20 protein-coding genes are annotated in these 19,587 nt (G+C 64.8%); 12 read left to right on the forward strand and 8 right to left on the reverse strand.

The features are described from left to right. Window positions 1–270: 270 nt before the first annotated feature. On the reverse strand, window positions 271–858 hold the full coding sequence (locus GA0061099_RS08975) for a PadR family transcriptional regulator (RefSeq protein WP_036020538.1): 588 nt from the start codon (window positions 856–858) through the stop codon (window positions 271–273). 195 nt (window positions 859–1,053) lie between these two features. Here GA0061099_RS08975 and GA0061099_RS08980 point away from each other — a divergent pair, with 195 nt between their 5' ends. From GA0061099_RS08980 to GA0061099_RS08995, 4 genes are read left to right on the forward strand one after another with little or no spacing between them, the layout of a single operon-like run. Continuing rightward, window positions 1,054–1,440: a nuclear transport factor 2 family protein gene (locus GA0061099_RS08980; protein WP_074447649.1), complete on the forward strand. Its 387-nt coding sequence runs from the start codon at window positions 1,054–1,056 to the stop codon at window positions 1,438–1,440. Between the two features lie 39 nt (window positions 1,441–1,479). Next, window positions 1,480–3,270: an acyl-CoA dehydrogenase C-terminal domain-containing protein gene (locus tag GA0061099_RS08985; protein ID WP_036020543.1), complete on the forward strand. Its 1,791-nt coding sequence runs from the start codon at window positions 1,480–1,482 to the stop codon at window positions 3,268–3,270. Window positions 3,271–3,323: 53 nt separating this feature from the next. After that, window positions 3,324–4,532, forward strand: coding sequence for an acetyl-CoA C-acetyltransferase (locus tag GA0061099_RS08990; RefSeq protein WP_036020547.1), 1,209 nt, complete (start codon window positions 3,324–3,326; stop codon window positions 4,530–4,532). Window positions 4,533–4,550: 18 nt separating this feature from the next. Then, complete coding sequence (locus GA0061099_RS08995; RefSeq protein ID WP_036020549.1) at window positions 4,551–6,764, forward strand: FAD-dependent oxidoreductase; 2,214 nt, start codon at window positions 4,551–4,553, stop codon at window positions 6,762–6,764. Between the two features lie 129 nt (window positions 6,765–6,893). On the opposite strand, the gene GA0061099_RS09000 is transcribed toward GA0061099_RS08995, so the two are convergent. The 3 genes from GA0061099_RS09000 to GA0061099_RS42975 form a co-directional block, all read right to left on the reverse strand. Continuing rightward, the gene (locus tag GA0061099_RS09000) at window positions 6,894–7,238 is read right to left on the reverse strand and encodes a hypothetical protein (protein WP_036020551.1); all 345 of its coding nucleotides are present in this window, start codon (window positions 7,236–7,238) and stop codon (window positions 6,894–6,896) included. Between the two features lie 373 nt (window positions 7,239–7,611). Continuing rightward, a complete protein-coding gene (locus GA0061099_RS09005) occupies window positions 7,612–7,920 on the reverse strand; it encodes a hypothetical protein (protein ID WP_225171891.1) in 309 nt (102 codons plus the stop codon). A 227-nt stretch (window positions 7,921–8,147) separates the two neighbouring features. Beyond that, window positions 8,148–8,270, reverse strand: a complete 123-nt coding sequence (locus GA0061099_RS42975) for a hypothetical protein (protein WP_338060675.1) — start codon at window positions 8,268–8,270, stop codon at window positions 8,148–8,150. A 258-nt stretch (window positions 8,271–8,528) separates the two neighbouring features. Between GA0061099_RS42975 and GA0061099_RS09010 the strand changes: the two genes are divergently transcribed. From GA0061099_RS09010 to GA0061099_RS09020, 3 genes are all read left to right on the forward strand, one after another. After that, window positions 8,529–9,023, forward strand: a complete 495-nt coding sequence (locus GA0061099_RS09010; protein WP_035996519.1) for a MarR family winged helix-turn-helix transcriptional regulator — start codon at window positions 8,529–8,531, stop codon at window positions 9,021–9,023. A gap of 99 nt (window positions 9,024–9,122) precedes the next feature. Beyond that, window positions 9,123–10,493 carry a glutamate--cysteine ligase gene (locus GA0061099_RS09015; RefSeq protein ID WP_036020556.1) on the forward strand — a complete coding sequence of 457 codons (1,371 nt, stop codon included), beginning with the start codon at window positions 9,123–9,125 and terminating at the stop codon, window positions 10,491–10,493. A 113-nt stretch (window positions 10,494–10,606) separates the two neighbouring features. Beyond that, the gene (locus GA0061099_RS09020; protein WP_035996547.1) at window positions 10,607–11,173 is read left to right on the forward strand and encodes a PAN domain-containing protein; all 567 of its coding nucleotides are present in this window, start codon (window positions 10,607–10,609) and stop codon (window positions 11,171–11,173) included. Window positions 11,174–11,282: 109 nt separating this feature from the next. Here the strand turns inward: GA0061099_RS09020 and GA0061099_RS09025 are convergent, their stop codons facing one another. The 4 genes from GA0061099_RS09025 to GA0061099_RS09040 form a co-directional block, all read right to left on the reverse strand. Continuing rightward, on the reverse strand, window positions 11,283–11,849 hold the full coding sequence (locus GA0061099_RS09025; protein WP_036020558.1) for a nucleotidyltransferase family protein: 567 nt from the start codon (window positions 11,847–11,849) through the stop codon (window positions 11,283–11,285). Window positions 11,850–11,859: 10 nt separating this feature from the next. Then, entirely contained in the window at window positions 11,860–12,639 is a 780-nt protein-coding gene (lepB, locus tag GA0061099_RS09030) for a signal peptidase I (RefSeq protein WP_036020560.1), read from the reverse strand. Then, entirely contained in the window at window positions 12,636–14,063 is a 1,428-nt protein-coding gene (gene tldD / locus GA0061099_RS09035; RefSeq protein WP_036020617.1) for a metalloprotease TldD, read from the reverse strand. The genes lepB and tldD overlap by 4 nt, the downstream gene beginning before the upstream one ends. 112 nt (window positions 14,064–14,175) lie before the next feature. After that, window positions 14,176–14,709 (reverse strand): invasion associated locus B family protein, encoded by a 534-nt coding sequence (locus GA0061099_RS09040; protein ID WP_035996576.1) that lies wholly within the window; start codon window positions 14,707–14,709, stop codon window positions 14,176–14,178. Between the two features lie 458 nt (window positions 14,710–15,167). On the opposite strand from GA0061099_RS09040, the gene coxB reads away from it, so the two are divergent. The 5 genes from coxB (at window position 15,168) to GA0061099_RS09065 (ending at window position 19,560) form a co-directional block, all read left to right on the forward strand. After that, window positions 15,168–16,022, forward strand: a complete 855-nt coding sequence (gene coxB, locus GA0061099_RS09045) for a cytochrome c oxidase subunit II (protein WP_035996579.1) — start codon at window positions 15,168–15,170, stop codon at window positions 16,020–16,022. An 83-nt stretch (window positions 16,023–16,105) separates the two neighbouring features. Beyond that, on the forward strand, window positions 16,106–17,722 hold the full coding sequence (gene ctaD / locus GA0061099_RS09050) for a cytochrome c oxidase subunit I (RefSeq protein ID WP_036020563.1): 1,617 nt from the start codon (window positions 16,106–16,108) through the stop codon (window positions 17,720–17,722). A gap of 61 nt (window positions 17,723–17,783) precedes the next feature. After that, complete coding sequence (locus GA0061099_RS09055; protein WP_035996584.1) at window positions 17,784–18,728, forward strand: heme o synthase; 945 nt, start codon at window positions 17,784–17,786, stop codon at window positions 18,726–18,728. Then, on the forward strand, window positions 18,725–18,901 hold the full coding sequence (locus GA0061099_RS09060) for a hypothetical protein (protein WP_035996586.1): 177 nt from the start codon (window positions 18,725–18,727) through the stop codon (window positions 18,899–18,901). Before GA0061099_RS09055 ends, GA0061099_RS09060 begins: the two co-directional genes overlap by 4 nt. Before the next feature lie 5 nt (window positions 18,902–18,906). Continuing rightward, entirely contained in the window at window positions 18,907–19,560 is a 654-nt protein-coding gene (locus GA0061099_RS09065; protein WP_036020565.1) for a cytochrome c oxidase assembly protein, read from the forward strand. Window positions 19,561–19,587 lie beyond the last annotated feature (27 nt).

A 19,587-nucleotide genomic window follows, 5' to 3' on the forward strand; every position in this document is an offset into this window, starting at 1 on the left:
GCCTCGAAAACCGACTTTTTCCTGTTACGGTAAATAACGAGTTAAGGAATGCGGCGTGGCTGTCTTAAAGTTGGGCGGCGGGAACTGGGGGCGGTGTTGTGTCGCGCATCCGGCCCCGAAACAAACCGGTGTCATGCCCCGCGAAGGCGGGGCATCCAGTACGCCGCGGCTCCTCGGTTCTAGCCGCGCCGTCTCTGGAATACTGGATCGCCAGCCTTCGCGGGCGATGACAGCGGGGAGGCGGAAAGGGCTCGCGTAACGTCGGCGCCCTCAGCCCTTCTCGCGCTTGCCATCCTCGATCGGCACCACCGTCGCCTTGCCGCTCATCGCCGACAGCGCTTCCAGCGCCTCCTCGCAGAAATCGGCCACCATCTGCTCGTGGCGGGCGCCGAGCTGGAGCAGCAGCAGATTGCCGAGATCGAGCCGTCCCTCCGCCGTGCCGTCGGGAAAGCGCTTCTTCAGGATGCGCTCGTAATTGGCGTGGCGGTCGCGGTGGTGCTCCAGGCGGGCCATCAGGTCGGTGCGCATGGGCTCGATGTCGATGCTGTCGAGCGCATGCAGCCGCACCAGGAGGTCGTCCTTGATCGAGGGCGGCGTGCTTGGCCGCGCGGCCCAGTGCCGCAGTGCTGTTCGGCCCTCGGGAGTCAGCGTATAGATCAGTTTATTGGGCTTGCCCGACTGCACGACCTCGCGGCCCTGGATGTAGCCGCGGTCCCGCAGCTTGGAGAGCTCGCGGTAGATCTGCTGATGGTCGGCCTTCCAGAAGAAGCCGATCGAGGAATCGAACGTCTTGGCGAGTTCGTAGCCCGTCATCGGGCGTTCCGTCAGGCATGCGAGGATTGCGTCGCCCAGTGCCATGACCGGCCCCCTTCTTTAGGTTTGACCAAGTTGCTTGACTTTATGCGCATCGGCGCATATGCGTCAATGTGCATATGAGGCAGCGTGCAGGCGGGCCGCAGGCCCGACTGAATAATCAAGTGAAATCAATCTCCTCGCTACTGTGCATGGGGTTGTTTTCGCACTTTTGCCCTTAGCCTAGGGAGGCACCTGAGAATGACCGGCCTCGATTCCTGGTACGCCTACATGAAGTCTCACGACCGCACCGCGCTCTGGGACCTCCTGCATCCCGACGCCGTGTTCGAAAGCCCGGTCGTGCATACGCCGCAGCGCGGCCGCGACATCACCTTCAAATACCTCTCCAGCGCCGAGAAGTTGCTCGGCGGCCCCGGCTTCACCTATGTCGGCGAGTGGCGCAGCGACAATGGCGCGGTGCTCGAATTCAAGAATGTCATCGACGGCATCGAGATCAACGGCGTCGACATCATCAGCTTCGATAGCGAGGGGCGCATCACCCACTTCAAGGTGATGGTGCGTCCGCTCAAGGCGATCAACATGCTGCACCGCCTGATGGCGGAGCAGCTTGCCGCCGCCCAATCATAAGCCCAACATCCTCCTCAAGCCCCATGCCGGGAGACCACTATGCCGATCTATAAAGCCCCCGTCGAAGACGTGAACTTCCTGCTCAACGACGTCTTCCAGATCGATCGCTACGACAATCTCGCCGGCTTCTCCGATGCGTCGAGCGACGTGCGCGAGGCCATCCTCGGCGAAGCCGCCAAGCTCGCCGAAGAGGTGCTGCAGCCGCTCAACCGCGTCGGCGATCTCGAAGGCTGCAAGCGTGCGGATGACGGCAGCGTCACCACGCCGAAGGGGTTCAAGGAGGCGTTCAAGCAGGTCGCCGAGGGCGGCTGGCTCGGCCTGTCGGCGCCGACCGAATATGGCGGCCAGGGCCTGCCGGTGACCCTGAGCCAGGCGGTCAATGAATTCCAGATCTCCGCCAACATGGCGTTCTCGATGTATGGCGGCCTCACCATGGGCGCGACCGCGGCGCTCTTGGTGCACGGCACGCCCGAGCAGAAGAAGACCTACGTGCCGAAGATGGTGGCCGGCGAATGGACCGGCACCATGAACCTCACCGAGCCGCATTGCGGCACCGATCTCGGCATGCTCCGCACCAAGGCAGTGCGGCAGGCGGACGGCAGCTTCAAGATCACGGGCACCAAGATTTTCATCTCGGCCGGTGAGCACGATCTCGCCGACAACATCATCCATCTCGTGCTCGCCCGCATCGAGGGCGCGCCGGCCGGCATCAAGGGCGTGTCGCTGTTCGTGGTGCCGAAGTTCCTGGTCAATGCCGACGGTTCGGTGGGCGCGCGCAACGGCGTCGTCTGCGGCTCGATCGAGCACAAGATGGGCATCCACGGCAATTCGACCTGCGTGATGAACTACGACAACGCCACCGGCTGGCTGATCGGCGAAGAGAACAAGGGCATGCAGGGCATGTTTGTGATGATGAACGAGGCGCGGCTCGGCGTCGCCGTGCAGGGCCTCGCGCAGTCCGAGGTCGCCTATCAGAACGCGGTCGCCTATGCCCGCGAGCGCATCCAGGGCCGCGCGCTGTCAGGCGTCAAGGCGCCGGACAAGCCGGCCGACCCGATCATCGTGCATCCCGACGTGCGCCGCACGCTGCTCTCGATCCGCGCGTTCAACGAGGCCGCGCGAGCCTTCGTGATGTGGACCGCGCTGAAGAGCGACGTCGCCCATCGCTCCGAAGACCCCAAGGACCGCCAGGCCGCCGACGACCACATGGGCCTGATGACCCCGGTGCTGAAGGGCTTTCTCACCGATTACGGCTTCGCCAACGCGGTGCAGGCGCAGCAGATGTATGGCGGCCACGGCTACATCGCCGAGCAGGGCATGGAGCAGTTCGTGCGCGATGCGCGCATCGCCATGATCTATGAAGGCGCCAACGGCATCCAGGCGCTCGACCTCGTCGGCCGCAAGCTGCCGCGCGACGGCGGACGCGCCATCATGGCCTTCTTCGGCGAGGTCATGGCGTTCGCCAAGGAGAACGGCGGCGACGAGGCGCTGAAGCCCTTCATCACGCCGCTCTCGACCTCGCTCGGCCATCTGCAGCAGGCGACGACTTGGCTGATGCAGAACGCGATGGCAAAGCCCGACAATGCCGGTGCCGCCGCAACCGATTACCTGCATCTCTTCGGCTTCGTCGCGCTCGGCTACATGTGGGCGCGGATGGCCAAGGTGACGAATGCCAAGATTGCCGAGAGCGGGGCGACGCCCTATCTCTCCACAAAACTCGTCACCGGCCGCTTCTTCGTGGAGCGGATGCTGCCGGAGACCGCCGCCAATCTCGCGCGCATCCAGGCCGGTTGCGCCACCATCATGGAACTGCCGGCGGAAGCGTTCTGAGCCTGCTTCCGCTGCCTGCTCCCAATCGTACAACATCACATCAGGAGGGCGTCATGCCTGAGGCATTCATCTACGACCACGTTCGTACCCCGCGCGGCCGCGGCAAGCCGGACGGCGCGCTGCACGAAGTCACCGCCCTCGCGCTCGCGACCGTGCCGCTGAAGGCGCTGAAGGACCGCAATAATTTGCCTGAGGATTCGGTCGATGACGTCGTGCTCGGCGTGGTCGATCCGGTTGGCGAAGCCGGCTCCGACATCGCGCGCTTCGCGGCGCTGAAGGCCGGCCTTGGGGAGGCCGTGCCCGGCGTGCAGATCAGCCGCTTCTGCGCTTCCGGCCTCGATGCCGTGAACTTCGCAGCGGCGCAGATCATGAGCGGCCAGCATGAGCTCGTGATCGGCGGCGGCGCCGAATCCATGAGCCGCGTCGGCATCGGCGCCTCCGGCGGGGCCTGGCCGATGGATCCCTCGATGGCGGTGCCTGCCTACTTCATGCCGCAGGGCGTGTCGGCCGACCTGATCGCCACCAAGTACGGCTTCTCGCGCGACGACGTCGACGCCTACGCCGTGCAGAGCCAGCAGCGCGCCGGCAAGGCCTGGGACGAAGGCCGCTTCAACAAATCCGTGGTGCCGGTGAAGGACATCAACGGCCTCACCATCCTCGCCAAGGACGAGCACATGCGCCCCTCGACGACGATGCAGTCGCTGGCGCAGCTGCAGCCGTCGTTCACGATGATGGCGCAGATGGGCGGCTTCGACGGCGTCGCGGTGCAGTCGCATCCGGAGATCGAGCGCGTCAATTACGTGCACCATGCCGGCAATTCCTCGGGCATCGTCGACGGCGCCGGCGCCGTGCTGCTCGGCAGCAAGGAAGCTGGCAGCAAGTACGGCCTGAAGCCGCGCGCCAAGATCCGCGCATTCGCCAACATCGGCTCAGAGCCGGCGATGATGCTGACCGGTCCGGTCGACGTCACCGAGAAGCTGTTCGCGCGCTCCGGCATGAAGAAGTCGGACATCGACCTGTTCGAGCTGAACGAGGCTTTCGCCTCGGTCGTGCTGCGCTACATCCAGGCCTTCGACATCGACAATGCCAAGATCAACGTCAATGGCGGCGCGATCGCGCTCGGTCACCCGCTGGGGGCCACCGGCGCAATGATCCTCGGCACCGTGCTCGACGAGCTCGAGCGCACCAACAAGTCCACCGCCCTCGTCACGCTGTGCATCGGTGGCGGCATGGGCACCGCGACCATCATCGAGCGCGTCTAAGGGTAGGGAGCAACCAACATGTCGTACAAGAACTTCAAGGTTGAGACCGATTCGGACGGCATCGCGCTCGTCACCTGGGACATCCCGGGCCGCTCCATGAACGTGCTCGACGAGACCTCGACCAACGAGCTCGAGGCGATCGTCAAGGCGACCACGGCGGATGCCGCGGTGAAGGGCATCGTCATCACCTCCGCCAAGGAAGCGTTCTGCGCCGGCGCCGATCTGTCCATGCTCGAAGGCATGAACCAGGCCTATGCGAAGGTTTTCAAGGAGCAGGGCGAGATCGCGGCGAACCAGATGCTGTTCGACCAGAGCCGGCGCTTCTCGCAGGTGCTGCGCGGAATCGAAACCTCAGGCAAGCCGTGGGCGGCGGCGATCAACGGGCTCGCGCTCGGCGGCGGCTTCGAGATCACGCTGTGCTGCCATTATCGCGTCGCGGCGGAGAATCCCAAGACGCGCCTCGGCCTGCCCGAGGTCAAGGTCGGCCTATTCCCCGGCGCCGGCGGCACGCAGCGCGTGCCGCGCCTGGTGCCGCCGCAGGACGCCATGACCATCCTGCTCAAGGGCGACCCCGTCACGGTCGACAAGGCCAAGGCGCTGAACCTGATCCACGCCATCGTTCCCGCCGCCGACCTCATCAAGGCGGCGAAGGACTGGATCAAGGGCGGCGGCAAGGCCGTCGCGCCGTGGGACGAGAAGGGCTTCAAGCTGCCCGGCGGTCCGGTGTTCTCCAAGGCCGGCATGATGATGTTCCCGGCCGGCAACGCGATCTATCGCCGCGAAACCTACGACAATTACCCGGCCGCGCGGGCGATCATGAGCTGCGTCTATGAAGGCCTGCAGCTGCCGATCGATGCGGCGCTGCGCGTGGAGTCGCGCTACTTCACCTCGGTGCTGCGCTCGAAGGAAGCGGCTGCGATGATCCGCAGCCTGTTCCTGTCGATGCAGGAGCTCAACAAGGGCGCGCGTCGTCCGAAGGATGTGCCCGCCACCAAGGTGAAGAAGATCGCCGTGATCGGCGCCGGCTTCATGGGCGCGAGCGTCGGCTATGTCTCGGCCCGCGCCGGCCTCGACGTCGTCCTGATCGATCGCGACCAGGAGAGCGCCGACAAGGGCAAGGCGCATGCCCAGAAGGTGATCGAGGAGCAGATCAAGAAGGGCCGCGCCAAGCCTGCGGACGCCGAAGCGCTGCTCGCGCGCATCACGCCGACCACAGACTACGCCGCGCTGAAGGACGTCGACCTCGTCATCGAGGCCGTGTTCGAGGACCGCAAGGTCAAGGCGGAGACCTTTGCCAAGGCGCAGCAATATCTGAAGCCTGATGTGATCTTCGCCTCCAACACTTCGACGCTGCCGATCACCTCGCTGGCCGAGAGTTTTAAGGATCAGGGGAAGTTCATCGGCATTCACTTCTTCTCGCCGGTCGAGAAGATGATGCTGGTCGAGATCATCCTCGGCAAGAACACCGGCGACGTCGCGCTCGCGACCGCGCTCGACTACGTCCGCCAGATCGGCAAGACGCCGATCGTGGTCAACGACTCCAGAGGCTTCTTCGCCAATCGCTGCGTCGGCCGCTACGTCGCCGAAGGCAACGAGATGTTCCTGGAGGGCGTGCCGCCCGCGATGATCGAGAACTGCGCCAAGATGGCCGGCATGCCGGTCGGCCCGCTCTCGCTCTCGGACGAGGTCGCGCTCGATCTCGGTCTCAAGATCATGAAGGCGACCGAAGCCGATCTCGGCCCCAACGCGATCAATCCCGAGCAGAAGAAGCTGATGGTGGAGATGGTCGAGAAGCAGGGCCGGCTCGGCCGCAAGAACAGCAAGGGCTTCTACGACTATCCCGAGAAGGGCAAGGGCCAGAAGAGCCTGTGGCCGGGCCTCTCGGCCTTGCAGCCGAAGCAGCTCGATCCCGATACGCTCGATATCGAGGAGCTGAAGCAGCGCTTCCTGGTGGTGCAGGCGGTGGAAGCTGCGCGCACCGTTGAGGACCACGTCATCACCGATCCGCGCGAGGCCGATGTCGGCTCGATACTCGGCTTCGGCTTCGCGCCGTTCACCGGCGGCACGCTGTCTTACATCGACTTCATGGGCACGAAGAAGTTCGTCGAGCTCTGCCACAAGCTGGAGGCGAAGTACGGCTCGCGCTTCACCCCGCCGAAGCTGCTCGAGGAGATGGCCGCGAAGGGCGAGACCTTCTACGGCCGCTTCGCGCCGAAGAAGGCGGCGGCCTGACGAGAGGCTTGTAGCCCGGATGGAGCGCAAGCGAAATCCGGGAGCAGTCCTTCAACGCGAGAACCCCGGATTGCGCTTCGCTTCATCCGGGCTACGCAAATAAAGGCCGGATCGTCGATCCGGCCTTTTTCATTTTCCGTCGCCGAACGGCGAGAAGGCGCGCCCTCCGACGACATCGTCGTCGAGACGGGCCTTCCAGCTGCCTTCGTCGCCGCGGCCGATGCGCACCTCGAAACGCCAGCCATTCTGGTTGGTGAAGGCGACGTCCGCGCCGCTCTTCGTCCTGGCGTAGCGGCAGGGATATTCGGTCGGCCGGTTCGGAAAGACGATCTTTCCTTCTCTGCTCTCGAACACGGCCGAGGTGATCTGCGGAGGGATCGTGAAGATGCAATTGCGTTCCGGCGCGACCGGCGTCGAGAGCCCGAGCATCGCCAGCGGCGCGCCCGCGGCGGTCATGAGGACGATCATGTTCATGGAGGCAATTGTCTCCTGGAGATGCTCCTTCGACGTCGCCGCGGATCAGATGGTTCACAAAAGGAAGGGCTGGATCATCGCTTGGGCGCTCTGCCTTGAGCCTTGTCACATCGATTGATGCGCTTTCGTCTCACCCCAGCACCCAATCCTCCACCCCGGCCACGCTCGCTTCGCCCTGGCACCGCTCTTGCTGATGATCCACCGGATGGCCCATCGACATTGAAGGTGTCTCGCAATGATCCCCACGGTGTCTCAAGACAGCGCAGCCGGCGTTGCGGTAAGATACGCCCCCTTGTTGCTGCTGGATCGGCCGTGGCGCCGCCGCAGGCTCCTCCGGTGGCGCAGAAAAATTCCTTCGTGGTTTGGCCTGGTCTTACTCGTCCTCGTCTTTGATGTTGCGCTGGCCGTGCTTGCCTGGTTCGCCGTCGATCTCGTCCTGCACTGAAAGCTCACCTCTGTGCACGTAGAACGTCGCCGCCAAATAGGCGACCTGGCCGGCAATCAGGCAGCCGACGATGATTGGAACGCCCGTCCAGAATCCAAAGCCCGAGGTCTGAAGCACCGTCGCGGCAAGGATCGCAGTCGCCGGCGAGACCAGCAATAGAGTCCAGACCCGGAAGAACAGACCCGTCGCCAAGCCGGTGATTGCGCTCGCGAGCAGGAGGAGGATTACAGTCGTCACAATAGCTTTCCGGTCCGACGGTTAGCGTCCTGTCCCTCGCTGAAGTTGAGGCACAGGAGGATTGCTCTCACAAGGATGGCGACGTCCGCGGAGCGCAAAAGGCGGAGTTATTGTTAACCCGGACAATGCTCGTAAAATCCCCGTCAGCGCATCGCGAATCATCGGATTAGCGAATGACGCAAGCAAAGAGCCGAATCATCGGTCCGGCTCTTCGTCGACCCCGCCCGTTACGCTTCGCGAACGGCGGACCAGAGCTGATCGGCGATCATCTGGACAATCACTTGGCCTTCCGTCACGATCTGATTGCCGTCGAGGCCCAGCGCAGGGACTTGGCCCGAAGGAGGCCCCAACTTCAGATAATCCTCACCATTTCGGGCTTCTTGGCGCCGCTACCGACCTCGACCAGGCCACAGAGCGGGCTGGCCTCCAGGAGCACGAGGCGGGGACGGCGGGCACACACCGGGGAAACCATCCGGTTTCGAGGAATTTCCTTCCCCTGACGCTTGGCTCGGCCGAAAGAACGACTACATGCACCTGCTTGAAATAGTCAAGATTGATGCAGGTGCATCGAATGGAGTAAGAGACGGGCGACGAGCTTGAGCGGGACCATGAAACGCAAACCATCGACCGAGGCAACCGCCGCCTGGATCCGCCTGATGCGGGTGCAGAGCCGCGTGCTCGATTGCGTCGAGCAGGACTTGAAGAAGGCCGGCTTCCCACCGCTGGCCTGGTATGACGCCCTGCTCGAACTGTCGCGGGCGCCCTCGGGCGAGCTGCGGCCGGTCGAGCTCGAGCGGCAGATGCTGATCCCGCAATATTCGACCTCACGCCTGATCGACCGCCTGGTCGACGAGGGCCTCGCCTCGCGGCGCGAATGCAAGATCGACAAGCGCGGCCAGTTCGTCGAGATCACCGAAGCCGGCCGCGAGCTGCAGAAGCGAATGTGGGGCGCCTATTCGGCCGCGATCGAAAAATATGTCGGCTCGAAACTGTCGGACGCCGACGCCGTCAAGCTCAGCAATCTGCTCGATCGCCTGGGCTGCTCGTGCGGCGAGATGAAACTGCCGCCCGCGGCCGCCAACGAAACCATGCCATCGCGATGATCGCGCGGCAAACCCGCTCGCCCGTGCAACCGGTGGGTTCGCGGGCCGTCCCTGTCACCCGCGCGCGTTCGGTCGAAGCGCTTTTGATTAGAGTTTGATATGGCGCGAGACCAGATCGACATGACGCCGCTGCAATCACGCGACGAGCTCGTCGCGTGGTTCGAGGCAGGCTGCAAGGACCCGTCCGAGTTCCGCATGGGCACCGAGCACGAGAAAACGCCGTTCACGCTCGACGGCCATCGTCCGGTGCCTTACGAGGGCGCGCGCGGCATCGGCGCGCTGCTCGAAGGCATGAAGCTCCTGCTCGGCTGGGAGCCGATCATGGAGCAGGGCAACATCATCGGCCTCTACGACGTCACCGGCGGCGGCGCCATCTCGCTCGAGCCCGGCGGACAGTTCGAGCTGTCCGGCGCGCCGGTCGAGAACGTGCACCAGACCCAGAGCGAGCTGATGGCGCACTTGGCGCAGGTGCGCGAGATCGCAACCCCGCTCGGCATCGGCTTCCTCGGCCTCGGCATGACGCCGTCCTGGTCGCGCGCCGATATCCCGGTGATGCCCAAGGGCCGCTACAAGATCATGACCAATTACATGCCGAAGGTCGGTCAATACGGCCTCGACATGATGTACCGGACCTGCACGGTGCAGACCAATCTCGACTTCTCCTCCGAAGCCGACATGGTCAAGAAGCTGCGCGTCTCGCTCGCACTTCAGCCGGTCGCAACTGCACTGTTCGCTAATTCACCGTTCACCGAGGGCAGGCCGAACGGCTTCCTCTCGTTCCGGTCCGAGATCTGGCGCGACACCGACAATGCGCGCGCGGGCATGATGCCGTGGGCGTTCGAGGACGGCATGGGGTTCGAGCGCTATGTCGATTATGCGCTGGACGTGCCCATGTATTTCGTCAAGCGCGGCGAGGAGTACATTGACGTCTCGGGCTCCTCGTTCCGCGCCTTCTTCGACGGCCGCAACAACAACCTTCCCGGCGAGCGTCCGACCTTGTCGGACTGGGCCAACCACCTCTCGACGATCTTCCCGGAAGTGCGGCTCAAGCGCTATCTCGAGATGCGCGGCTCGGACGGCGGCCCGTGGGGCCGCTTGCCGGCGCTGCCGGCGTTCTGGGTCGGGCTGCTCTACGACGATGCCTCGCTCGATGCCGCCTGGGAGATCGTCAAGCACTGGAGCGCGCATGAACGTCAGGCCCTGCGCGACGACGTGCCGCGCATGGGCTTCAAGGCGCGGATCAAGGACCGCTATCTGTTCGAGATCGCCAAGGAATGCCTCGTTCTTGCCCATGCCGGCCTTCGCCGGCGCGGCCGGATCGACCAGCTCGGGCGCGACGAAACACGGCATCTCGAACCGCTCGATCGCATCATCGATTCCGGCCGGACGCCAGCCGAGGAGATGCTGGATAAATTCAACGGACCCTGGAAGGGTTCGGTGGAACCGGCCTACGCGGAATACGCGTTCTAGACCTCTGAAGCCGGGCACCCAGGATTCAGTCGTTCATCGCCCATACAGGTTTGCGGCGATCAAATGACCGGCTGAAAAACCTGAGCGTCGTCAATAACTCGAAAGCTGTTCCGATGTGGAAGGGCCGCCTGTCCGGGGCCATCATGGCCAGCGCCGCGGCATGTGTCACGCTGCTTTCGCTTGCGTTTGCGAGCGCGCCGGCGCTTGCCCAGACGGCGTTCGACCGGCCCGGCGGCGACTATTTCAGTACGCCCGTCACCTCCGGCGATCCCGAGGATTGCGCGCTGCTGTGCGAGCGCGATCGCCGTTGCCGCTCCTGGAGCTTCAACTATCCCGATGTCGAAGGCGGCTCGGCCGTGTGCTGGCTGAAGAACACCGTGCCGGCCCGCGTGCCGGGTAGCTGCTGTATCTCCGGGGTGCGCGGCGCCGGCGTGATCGAGCCGCGCGTCGAAGGCGTCGAGACGTCGATCGACCGTCCCGGCGGCGACTTGCGCAATTTCGAGCTCAAGGACGGCGAAAGCGTCGAGGCCTGCAAGGCCGCCTGCACCGCCGACAACAAATGCCGCGCCTTCACCTATGCCCGCCCCGGCTACACCGGGCGCGAGGCGCGCTGCTTCCTGAAGAAGGAAATCAAGCCGCCGCGAAGGAAGGCGGGGTTCACGTCGGGCGTGGTGCGGTAGCATCCATACTCGTGCCCCGGACGCCATCAGCGCGTTTACGCGCGTCTTCGACGCGCTATGGCGGCGCTTCTTCAGCGCCGCACTGCGGAGACGGGACACGTGAGGCACCTCACTCCGCCGCGATCACCGTGATCTCCGGCCACAGCGCTTTCCAGCGCTTAGCCTTCGCTTCGTAGTTCGCCGCGGAAAAATTCGGTCCTGGATTTGGCCGCGCGATCAGTGCCGCAATGTCGTCAAACCCGCGCGGTGCGTAGACTTCGTGGCCATCGCTTGCGCGCCTGACGCCGACCTGCGTGTTCTGCGTGAGGAAGCGGTCGATGCCTTCCCTCGAGCTTCTCAGCGGCGGATACGGCAGGCCGTGCTTGGCCGGGTACCACATGTGCACGCGGGCCTGGTTGCGGACCTCGATCTTGGCGCCGAGATGCGCGAGGCGCGCATGGAGGGTGCGGATCACCGCGTCCTCGGCCTCCCACAATGTGCCGGCGTCGAAATAGAACACGTCGTAATCGGCGATGCCGTGGTCGATCGGGCGCCCCGTGAGCACGTTCCATACCGTCTGCACCAAGCATCCCGACACCAGCCACGCATCCGGCAGCGCGAGCCGGTGCAGTTCGTCGAGGATCGCGGCGTTGACCGGATTGCGTAAGGCGAGCGCGAGGAATTCGTCCTTGCTCACCTGCGACCGGTCAGTGCACGGCGGTGAAGAACCGCGACAGCCTGAATCCGGACAGCCAGGTCCACACCGGCTGGCTGCGCATGCCGAGGTCCCAGGAGCCGACCACGGCGTCCGCACGTCCGATCAGATTGTCGATCGGCAGCAGGCCGACGCCGCCGGAGCGCAGCGGCACGCGGCTATCGGCGGAATTGTCGCGGTTGTCGCCGAGCACGAACAGATGCCCGGCCGGGACCGTCACCTCGGGCGTGTTGTCGAGCGGACCGCTGTCGCGCATTTTGAAGATCAGATGCGAGACGCCGTTCGGCAGCGTCTCGACATAGCGATAGGCGGGCTCGCTGCCGCCACGGTCGTTCTCGGCGGCACCGACGCCGTCGGGCTTCAGCTCGGCCGGACGGTCGTTGATGAAGAGCTGGCCCTGCCGCATCTGGATGCGGTCGCCGGGCAGACCCACGACGCGCTTGACCCAGGCCTGCGAGCGATCGCCGGGCCAGCGGAACACGACGACGTCGCCGAGCTTCGGCGTCTCCGCGAACACGCGGCCGCTCTCCGGCAGGCTGATCTGAATCGGCAGCGACGAGGTGCCGTAGCCATAGGGGAATTTCGAGGCGAGCAGCGCATCACCGATCAGGAGCGTCGGCTCCATCGAGCCCGATGGCACGTAGAACGGCTCGGCGAGCGCGCCCTTGGCGATGAAGACCGCGGCGACGATGCCGGCGAGCTGAGCGATCTGTCCGCCCCAGCCGCTGCTTTTGCGCTTGGGGCTGACCGTGACCTTGTCTTCAACGCTCATGCGCCGGTTCCACCCACGGTGATGCGTTCCATCAGTAGCGACGGCTGGCCGACGCCGACAGGCACGCCCTGGCCGTTCTTGCCGCAGGTGCCGATGCCGGTGTCGAGCGCGAGGTCGTTGCCGATCATGCGGATGCGATGCAGGTCGGTCGGTCCGTTGCCGATCAGCATGGCGCCTTTCAGGGGCGCCCCGATCTTGCCGTTCTCGATTTTGTAGGCCTCGGTGCACTGGAACACGTATTTGCCCGAGGTGATGTCGACCTGTCCGCCGCCGAAATTCGCGGCGAACACGCCGTTCTTCACCGAGGCGATGATCTCGGCCGGATCGCGGTCGCCGGCGAGCATGTAGGTGTTGGTCATGCGCGGCATCGGCACATGGGCATAACCCTGGCGACGGCCGTTGCCGGTCGGCTTCATGTTCATCAGCCGTGCGTTCTGGCGGTCCTGCATGTAGCCGACCAGGATGCCGTCCTCGATCAGCACGGTGCGATTGGTCGGCGTGCCCTCGTCGTCGATCGACAGCGAGCCGCGGCGCGAGGCGATGGTGCCGTCGTCGACCACGGTGACGCCCTTGGCCGCGACCTGCTGGCCCATCAGGCCCGCAAAAGCAGATGTCTTCTTGCGATTGAAGTCGCCCTCGAGGCCGTGGCCGACCGCTTCATGCAGCATCACGCCGGGCCAGCCGGCGCCGAGCACGACGTCCATCTCGCCGGCGGGCGCCGGAATCGACTCCAGATTGACCAGCGCCTCGCGCAGCGCGCCGTCGGCGGCCTCGCGCCAATTCCTGCTCTCGATGAACTCGGCATAGCCGGCGCGGCCGCCATAGCCCTTGCTGCCGCTCTCCTGGCGGTCGCCCTGGCCGGCGACGACGGAGATGTTGACGCGCACCAGCGGACGGATATCGCGATAGCTCTCACCGTCGGGCCGCAGGATCTCGACGACCTGCCAGGTCGCGCCGAGACTGACGCTGACCTGCCGCACCCGTGGATCCTTGTCGCGCAGGTAAGCGTCGATCTCGGCGAGCAGTTTTACTTTTGTCTCGAAGCCTGGGGCATCCAGGGGATTGTCGTCGCCATAGAGGCGGACATTGGTATGCGGCGGCGGCGTCGAGAAGCTGCCGGAGTAGCCGCCGCGCACGGCGGCAACCGCATCGGCAGCGCGGATCAGCGCCGGCAGCGAGACGTCGGAGGAATGCGCGTAGCCGACCGCATCGTCCTTGACGGCGCGCAGGCCAAAACCCTGCGAGGTGTCGTAGGTCGCCTGCTTCAGCCGCCCATTGTCGAACATCAGCGCTTCGGTCTGGCTGTATTCCAGGAACAGCTCGCCGTCGTCGGCGCCGGAAAGCCCACGCGCGACCTCGCTGCGAACCTGGTCGCGGTCGAGATTGGCACGGTCGAGCAGGGAGGTCGTGGCAGGATTGGTCATGCGTCCGTCCATTAGCCGGGGATGTGGGGCAAGATAATGGTTTCGGATCGGTTCCGCGAGAGCGCGAAGCCTCACATTACGGAAACAAAATGATTGTCAAGGTTAGCCGCTGCTACGGCAGCTTGTCATAGCCCTCACCCAGTCCGTTCAGGCTGAGCGGGAAGCCGATGCCTTCTTCCGGCGTCTCGAAGATGATGAAGGTCGCGGTCTTGGCGCTGCGGAGCTGGCCGAGCAGCTTGTCTTCCAGCACGACCTCGGCGACGCAGCCATTGGGCAGGCAGCGGACGAAGCCGGCGCGGCCGACGTCCTGGTTGTCGAGCTTGAGCCCGAGGCCGGAGGGCAAGAGGACCCCGAGCGGAGCGACCACGCGCATCAGCCGGCTCTTCTGGTCGGCGGTCTTGAGCACGATCACGGTCAGGCCGGCATTGGAGCGGTCTTCGGCCACCACGCTCTGGATCAGGGCGCATTGCTCGGTCTGGGCGCCGGGCGGGGTGTCGCAGCGGATCTGCCAGTCGCCATGGACGGAGCGCACCGCGCCCTGCGCATGGGCGAGCCCCGGCAGCGCCAGCAGGACCATCGCAGCCACGAGGCCGGCGAGCGCCGGGAGGCCGTTCGCCGGCCTTGCCATCGATCTCGAAAGCCCCATCGGGTCGGTCCCTCTGCTCGCCTGGGTTGCTCGCGCTTGGCGGACTGATCTGGCGGACTGATACGGAATGACGGCGTCTTGAAGGCGATTCCCAAGCAAATTCCGCGCCGCCCACACCGCCATTGCCCGCACGAATCAGGCTGCCGCGTGGCAGTCTTCCAGTGCCTACCGCGGGCAATTCCGCTGTCAAGCCGCAGCGTCCCGGGAAACGGTATTTTTGTCTGATCTTGCTGGGAAATATCTTGCCGGTGATGGCTGGCAGGCGGGGCTCAAGACTGCATTGCGATAGATCAAGAATTATGGTTTGAGAGGCTTGATTTCGCGTTCTAGCGATCTGGCCCCAATTCCTCTTAGAGGTATTCTTGCGTGGCGGTTTGTCGGACTGGCGGATCGAATAAGCGTTTCCCGCAAGCAGGGGAATGCACGTGGGGTGATCTCGGAAGGGGAGCGCGAACGACATGAGGATGTCGATGGGTCGGGTGGGCCGGCAATTGCTGGGATTGGCCACCATCGCCTTGGTGGCGACTGGAGTCACGCTGGCGACGGGTGGTGCGGCCTTGGCCGAGCTCGGGCAGCCGGCGCCGTGGGAGTGGACGCTTCAGCAGTCCGGTTCCCCGGTGATGGACAACATCGTCTGGTTCCATAACTTCCTCTTCGTGCTGATCACTCTGATCACGCTGTTCGTCCTGGCGCTGCTCGTGATCGTGGTCGTCAAGTTCAACGCGAAGGCCAATCCGGTGCCGTCGCGGACCACCCACAACACGCTGATCGAGGTGGCTTGGACGCTCGTCCCGGTGCTGATCCTGGTCGGCATTTCGGTGCCGTCGTTCCGGCTGCTGTTCCTGGAGCTCGACATTCCGAAAGCGGACCTGACCGTGAAGGCGACCGGCAAGCAGTGGTACTGGTCCTATGCCTATCCGGATAACGGCAAGTTCGAATTCGATTCGCTGATGGCGCAGGACAAGCAGCCCCGTCTGCTCGGCGTCGACAACGAGATGGTGGTGCCGGTCAACAAGGTGATTCGCGTCCAGACCACGGGTGCGGACGTCATCCATGCGTTCGCGCTGCCGGCTTTCGGCGTCAAGATCGACGCCATTCCCGGCCGTCTGAACGAGACCTGGTTCAAGGCTACCAAGACCGGCATGTACTACGGTCAGTGCTCGGAACTGTGCGGCAAGGATCACGCCTTCATGCCGATTGCGATCCGCGTGGTGAGCGACCAGGAGTTCGCCTCCTGGGTCGAGACGGCGAAGAAGAAATTTGCGAGCGGCGGCACCAGCACCTACGCCTCCGCGGCCGGCCCGACGCAGTAAGCGCCGGGGGCGGCCTGAGGGACTGAAAGCGATAAGGGTGGGACCTCCAAAGGTCCGAATGGGACGCAAGGCAGGATTTGAAAATGGCAACGAGCGCAGCGGCACACGGCGATCACGCGCATCATGACGAGCATGCCCATCCGACCGGATGGCGGCGCTACGTCTATTCGACCAATCACAAGGACATCGGCACGATGTACCTGATCTTCGCGGTCGTCGCCGGCATCATCGGTGCGGCGATGTCGATCGCGATCCGGGCCGAGCTGATGTATCCGGGCGTGCAGGTCTTCCACGAGGCCCACACCTACAACGTGTTCGTGACCTCGCACGGCCTGATCATGATCTTCTTCATGGTCATGCCCGCGATGATCGGCGGCTTCGGCAACTGGTTCGTGCCGCTGATGATCGGCGCGCCAGACATGGCGTTCCCGCGCATGAACAACATCTCGTTCTGGCTGCTGCCGGCATCGTTCGCGCTGCTCTTGATGTCGACCTTCGTCGAGGGCGAGCCGGGCTCCAACGGCGTCGGGGCGGGTTGGACCATCTACGCGCCGCTGTCGACCTCGGGCCATCCCGGCCCGGCGGTCGACTTCGCGATCCTGTCGCTGCACCTCGCCGGTGCTTCCTCGATCCTGGGCGCGATCAACTTCATCACCACCATCTTCAACATGCGCGCGCCGGGCATGACCCTGCACAAGATGCCGCTGTTCGTGTGGTCGATCCTGGTGACGGTGTTCCTGCTGCTGTTGTCGCTGCCGGTGCTCGCCGGTGCGATCACCATGCTGCTCACCGACCGCAATTTCGGCACGACGTTCTTTTCGCCCGACGGCGGCGGCGACCCCGTGCTGTTCCAGCATCTGTTCTGGTTCTTCGGTCACCCCGAGGTCTACATCCTGATCCTGCCCGGCTTCGGCATGATCAGCCAGATCGTCTCGACCTTCTCGCGCAAGCCCGTGTTCGGCTATCTCGGCATGGCCTATGCCATGGTCGCGATCGGCGGCATCGGCTTCGTGGTGTGGGCGCACCACATGTACACGGTCGGCATGTCCTCGGCGACGCAGGCCTATTTCGTCGCCGCCACGATGGTCATCGCGGTTCCGACCGGCGTGAAGATCTTCTCCTGGATCGCCACGATGTGGGGCGGCTCGATCGAATTCCGCGCACCGATGATCTGGGCGGTGGGCTTCATCTTCCTGTTCACGGTCGGCGGCGTGACCGGCGTCGTGCTGGCGAACGCGGGTGTCGATCGCGTGCTCCAGGAGACGTACTACGTCGTCGCCCACTTCCACTACGTGCTGTCGCTCGGCGCGGTATTCGCGATCTTCGCCGGCTGGTACTACTGGTTCCCGAAGATGTCGGGCTACATGTACAATGAGGGCCTTGCCAAGCTGCACTTCTGGGTCACCTTCGTCGGCGTCAACCTGGTGTTCTTCCCGCAGCACTTCCTCGGCCTGTCCGGCATGCCGCGCCGCTACATCGACTATCCCGATGCGTTCGCGGGCTGGAACCTGGTCTCGTCGGTCGGCTCCTACATCTCCGGCTTCGGCGTGCTGATCTTCCTCTACTGCGTGCTGGACGCCTTCATGAAGAGGGTGCCGGCAGGCGACAATCCCTGGGGTGCCGGCGCGACCACGCTGGAGTGGACGCTGTCCTCGCCGCCGCCCTTCCACCAGTTCGAAGTGCTGCCCCGCGTGCAGTAACCAATCCCCCGCGGCGCCCGTGACGGGCGCCGCGGCGCTGTAACGAAGCGAGTAGATCTAAGTGTCCGTCCTCGACCACAACGCCATCGACATCAATCCCCACATCTCCGAAGCGGAGGTTGGCGATTATCTCGCATTGCTCAAGCCGCGGGTGATGTCGTTGGTGATCTTCACTGCGCTGGTCGGGATGGCGATGGCCCCGGGGCATTTCCACCCGGTGCTGGCGATCACCTCGCTGCTCTGCATTGCCGTCGGCGCCGGTGCCTCCGGGGCGCTCAACATGGCGCTCGAAGGCGACATCGACGCCAAGATGTCGCGCACGGCGAACCGGCCGATCCCGCGCGGCCGCATCACCCGCCCCGAGGCGATGGCGTTCGGCATGACGCTCGCCTTCTTCTCGGTGATGACGCTCGGCATCCTCGTCAACTGGATCGCGGGTGCGCTGCTCGCCTTCACCATCTTCTTCTACGTCGTGATCTACACGATGTGGCTGAAGCGCTGGACCGCGCAGAACATCGTGATCGGCGGCGCCGCCGGTGCGCTGCCGCCGGTGGTGGCCTGGGCCTCGGTGACGGGCACGGTCGATGTCGAGCCGCTGCTGCTGTTCGCCATCATCTTCTTCTGGACCCCGCCGCATTTCTGGGCGCTGGCGCTGTTCCGCTCCGACGACTACGCGCGCGCCGGCATTCCGATGCTGCCGAACGTCGCCGGTCCCGACGCCACGCGTCTGCAGATCCTGCTCTACACCATCGTGCTGATCGCGGTCGCCGCCGCGCCCTGGGCGCTCGGCTATTTCGATGCCGTCTACGGCGTGGTCTCGCTGATTCTCGGTGCCGGCATGCTGGTGCTCGCCATCAACGTCTATCTGCGCCGCGAGCGCAGCCAGTCGCTGCGCGCGACCCGCAAGCTATTTGCCTTCTCGATCCTGTACCTGTTCGCGCTGTTTGCGACCCTGCTGGCCGAGGTCGTGTACCGGGCGCTTGCTCCGATGGTTGGGGGCGCATGATCACCGCGATGGCCGACAAACCCGAGCCGGAAGGAATCGTCCTCACCGAGGCGCAGCGGAAGAGCCGTCGTCAGCGCTCCATCGCGATCGCTTTGGCGCTCGGCGTGCTCGTGGTGCTGTTCTTCGCCGTCACCATGGTCAAGGGGCCGGCCGTGCTCGTGCGGCCGATGTAGGAAACATGGATCACGAGCCCACCATATCGCAGGACGTCAGCGCCAGGCCGGGCCATCGCAACCCGGGCAAGGGCCGCGGGCTGGGGCGCGATGTGGTGGTCGCGTCCATCTGCGGCGGCGTGGTCGCGCTGATGGTCGGCGCCTCCTACGCGGCGGTGCCGTTCTACAATTGGTTCTGCCGCGCCACCGGCTTCAACGGCACGACGCAAGTGGCGACCTCTGCGCCGGCCACGGGCCCGATCGCGCGGAAGATCTCGGTGCGCTTCGATTCCAACGTCGCGCCCGGCCTGCCCTGGAAGTTCGAGCCGGAGCAGAGCGAGATCGAGGTCAATATCGGCCAGGTCGTGACCGTCTTCTACACCGTGACCAACCAGGCGGCGCGCGCCACCGCGGGCCAGGCCGCCTATAACGTCGCGCCCCTGACGGTCGGCGCCTATTTCCAGAAGATCAACTGCTTCTGCTTCACCGAGCAGACCATGGCGCCCGGTGAGAAGCGCGAGATGCCGGTCGTGTTCTACGTCGACCCGTCGATCGCCGCCGACCACGAGAACGACGGGCTGAGCACGATCACGCTGTCCTACACGTTCTATCCGGTGCGCGATCCCGTAGTGAAACCGCTGGCATCGGGCGAAGCCGACAAGCGCAAGGGAAATCTTTGACCGCAGGGCTCACGCGCAGGCGGTTGG

This window comes from Bradyrhizobium yuanmingense (assembly GCF_900094575.1).
Taxonomy (GTDB): domain Bacteria; phylum Pseudomonadota; class Alphaproteobacteria; order Rhizobiales; family Xanthobacteraceae; genus Bradyrhizobium; species Bradyrhizobium yuanmingense.

What these genes read in the sequence shown, in the direction of transcription:
- GA0061099_RS08975 (WP_036020538.1), bottom strand. Translation starts at nt 858, where the DNA reads ATGGCACTGGGCGACGCAATCCTCGCATGCCTGACGGAACGCCCGATG.
- GA0061099_RS08980 (WP_074447649.1), top strand. Translation starts at nt 1,054, where the DNA reads ATGACCGGCCTCGATTCCTGGTACGCCTACATGAAGTCTCACGACCGC.
- GA0061099_RS08985 (WP_036020543.1), top strand. Translation starts at nt 1,480, where the DNA reads ATGCCGATCTATAAAGCCCCCGTCGAAGACGTGAACTTCCTGCTCAAC.
- GA0061099_RS08990 (WP_036020547.1), top strand. Translation starts at nt 3,324, where the DNA reads ATGCCTGAGGCATTCATCTACGACCACGTTCGTACCCCGCGCGGCCGC.
- GA0061099_RS08995 (WP_036020549.1), top strand. Translation starts at nt 4,551, where the DNA reads ATGTCGTACAAGAACTTCAAGGTTGAGACCGATTCGGACGGCATCGCG.
- GA0061099_RS09000 (WP_036020551.1), bottom strand. Translation starts at nt 7,238, where the DNA reads ATGAACATGATCGTCCTCATGACCGCCGCGGGCGCGCCGCTGGCGATG.
- GA0061099_RS09010 (WP_035996519.1), top strand. Translation starts at nt 8,529, where the DNA reads ATGAAACGCAAACCATCGACCGAGGCAACCGCCGCCTGGATCCGCCTG.
- GA0061099_RS09015 (WP_036020556.1), top strand. Translation starts at nt 9,123, where the DNA reads ATGGCGCGAGACCAGATCGACATGACGCCGCTGCAATCACGCGACGAG.
- GA0061099_RS09020 (WP_035996547.1), top strand. Translation starts at nt 10,607, where the DNA reads ATGTGGAAGGGCCGCCTGTCCGGGGCCATCATGGCCAGCGCCGCGGCA.
- lepB (WP_036020560.1), bottom strand. Translation starts at nt 12,639, where the DNA reads ATGAGCGTTGAAGACAAGGTCACGGTCAGCCCCAAGCGCAAAAGCAGC.
- tldD (WP_036020617.1), bottom strand. Translation starts at nt 14,063, where the DNA reads ATGACCAATCCTGCCACGACCTCCCTGCTCGACCGTGCCAATCTCGAC.
- GA0061099_RS09040 (WP_035996576.1), bottom strand. Translation starts at nt 14,709, where the DNA reads ATGGGGCTTTCGAGATCGATGGCAAGGCCGGCGAACGGCCTCCCGGCG.
- coxB (WP_035996579.1), top strand. Translation starts at nt 15,168, where the DNA reads ATGAGGATGTCGATGGGTCGGGTGGGCCGGCAATTGCTGGGATTGGCC.
- ctaD (WP_036020563.1), top strand. Translation starts at nt 16,106, where the DNA reads ATGGCAACGAGCGCAGCGGCACACGGCGATCACGCGCATCATGACGAG.
- GA0061099_RS09060 (WP_035996586.1), top strand. Translation starts at nt 18,725, where the DNA reads ATGATCACCGCGATGGCCGACAAACCCGAGCCGGAAGGAATCGTCCTC.
- GA0061099_RS09065 (WP_036020565.1), top strand. Translation starts at nt 18,907, where the DNA reads ATGGATCACGAGCCCACCATATCGCAGGACGTCAGCGCCAGGCCGGGC.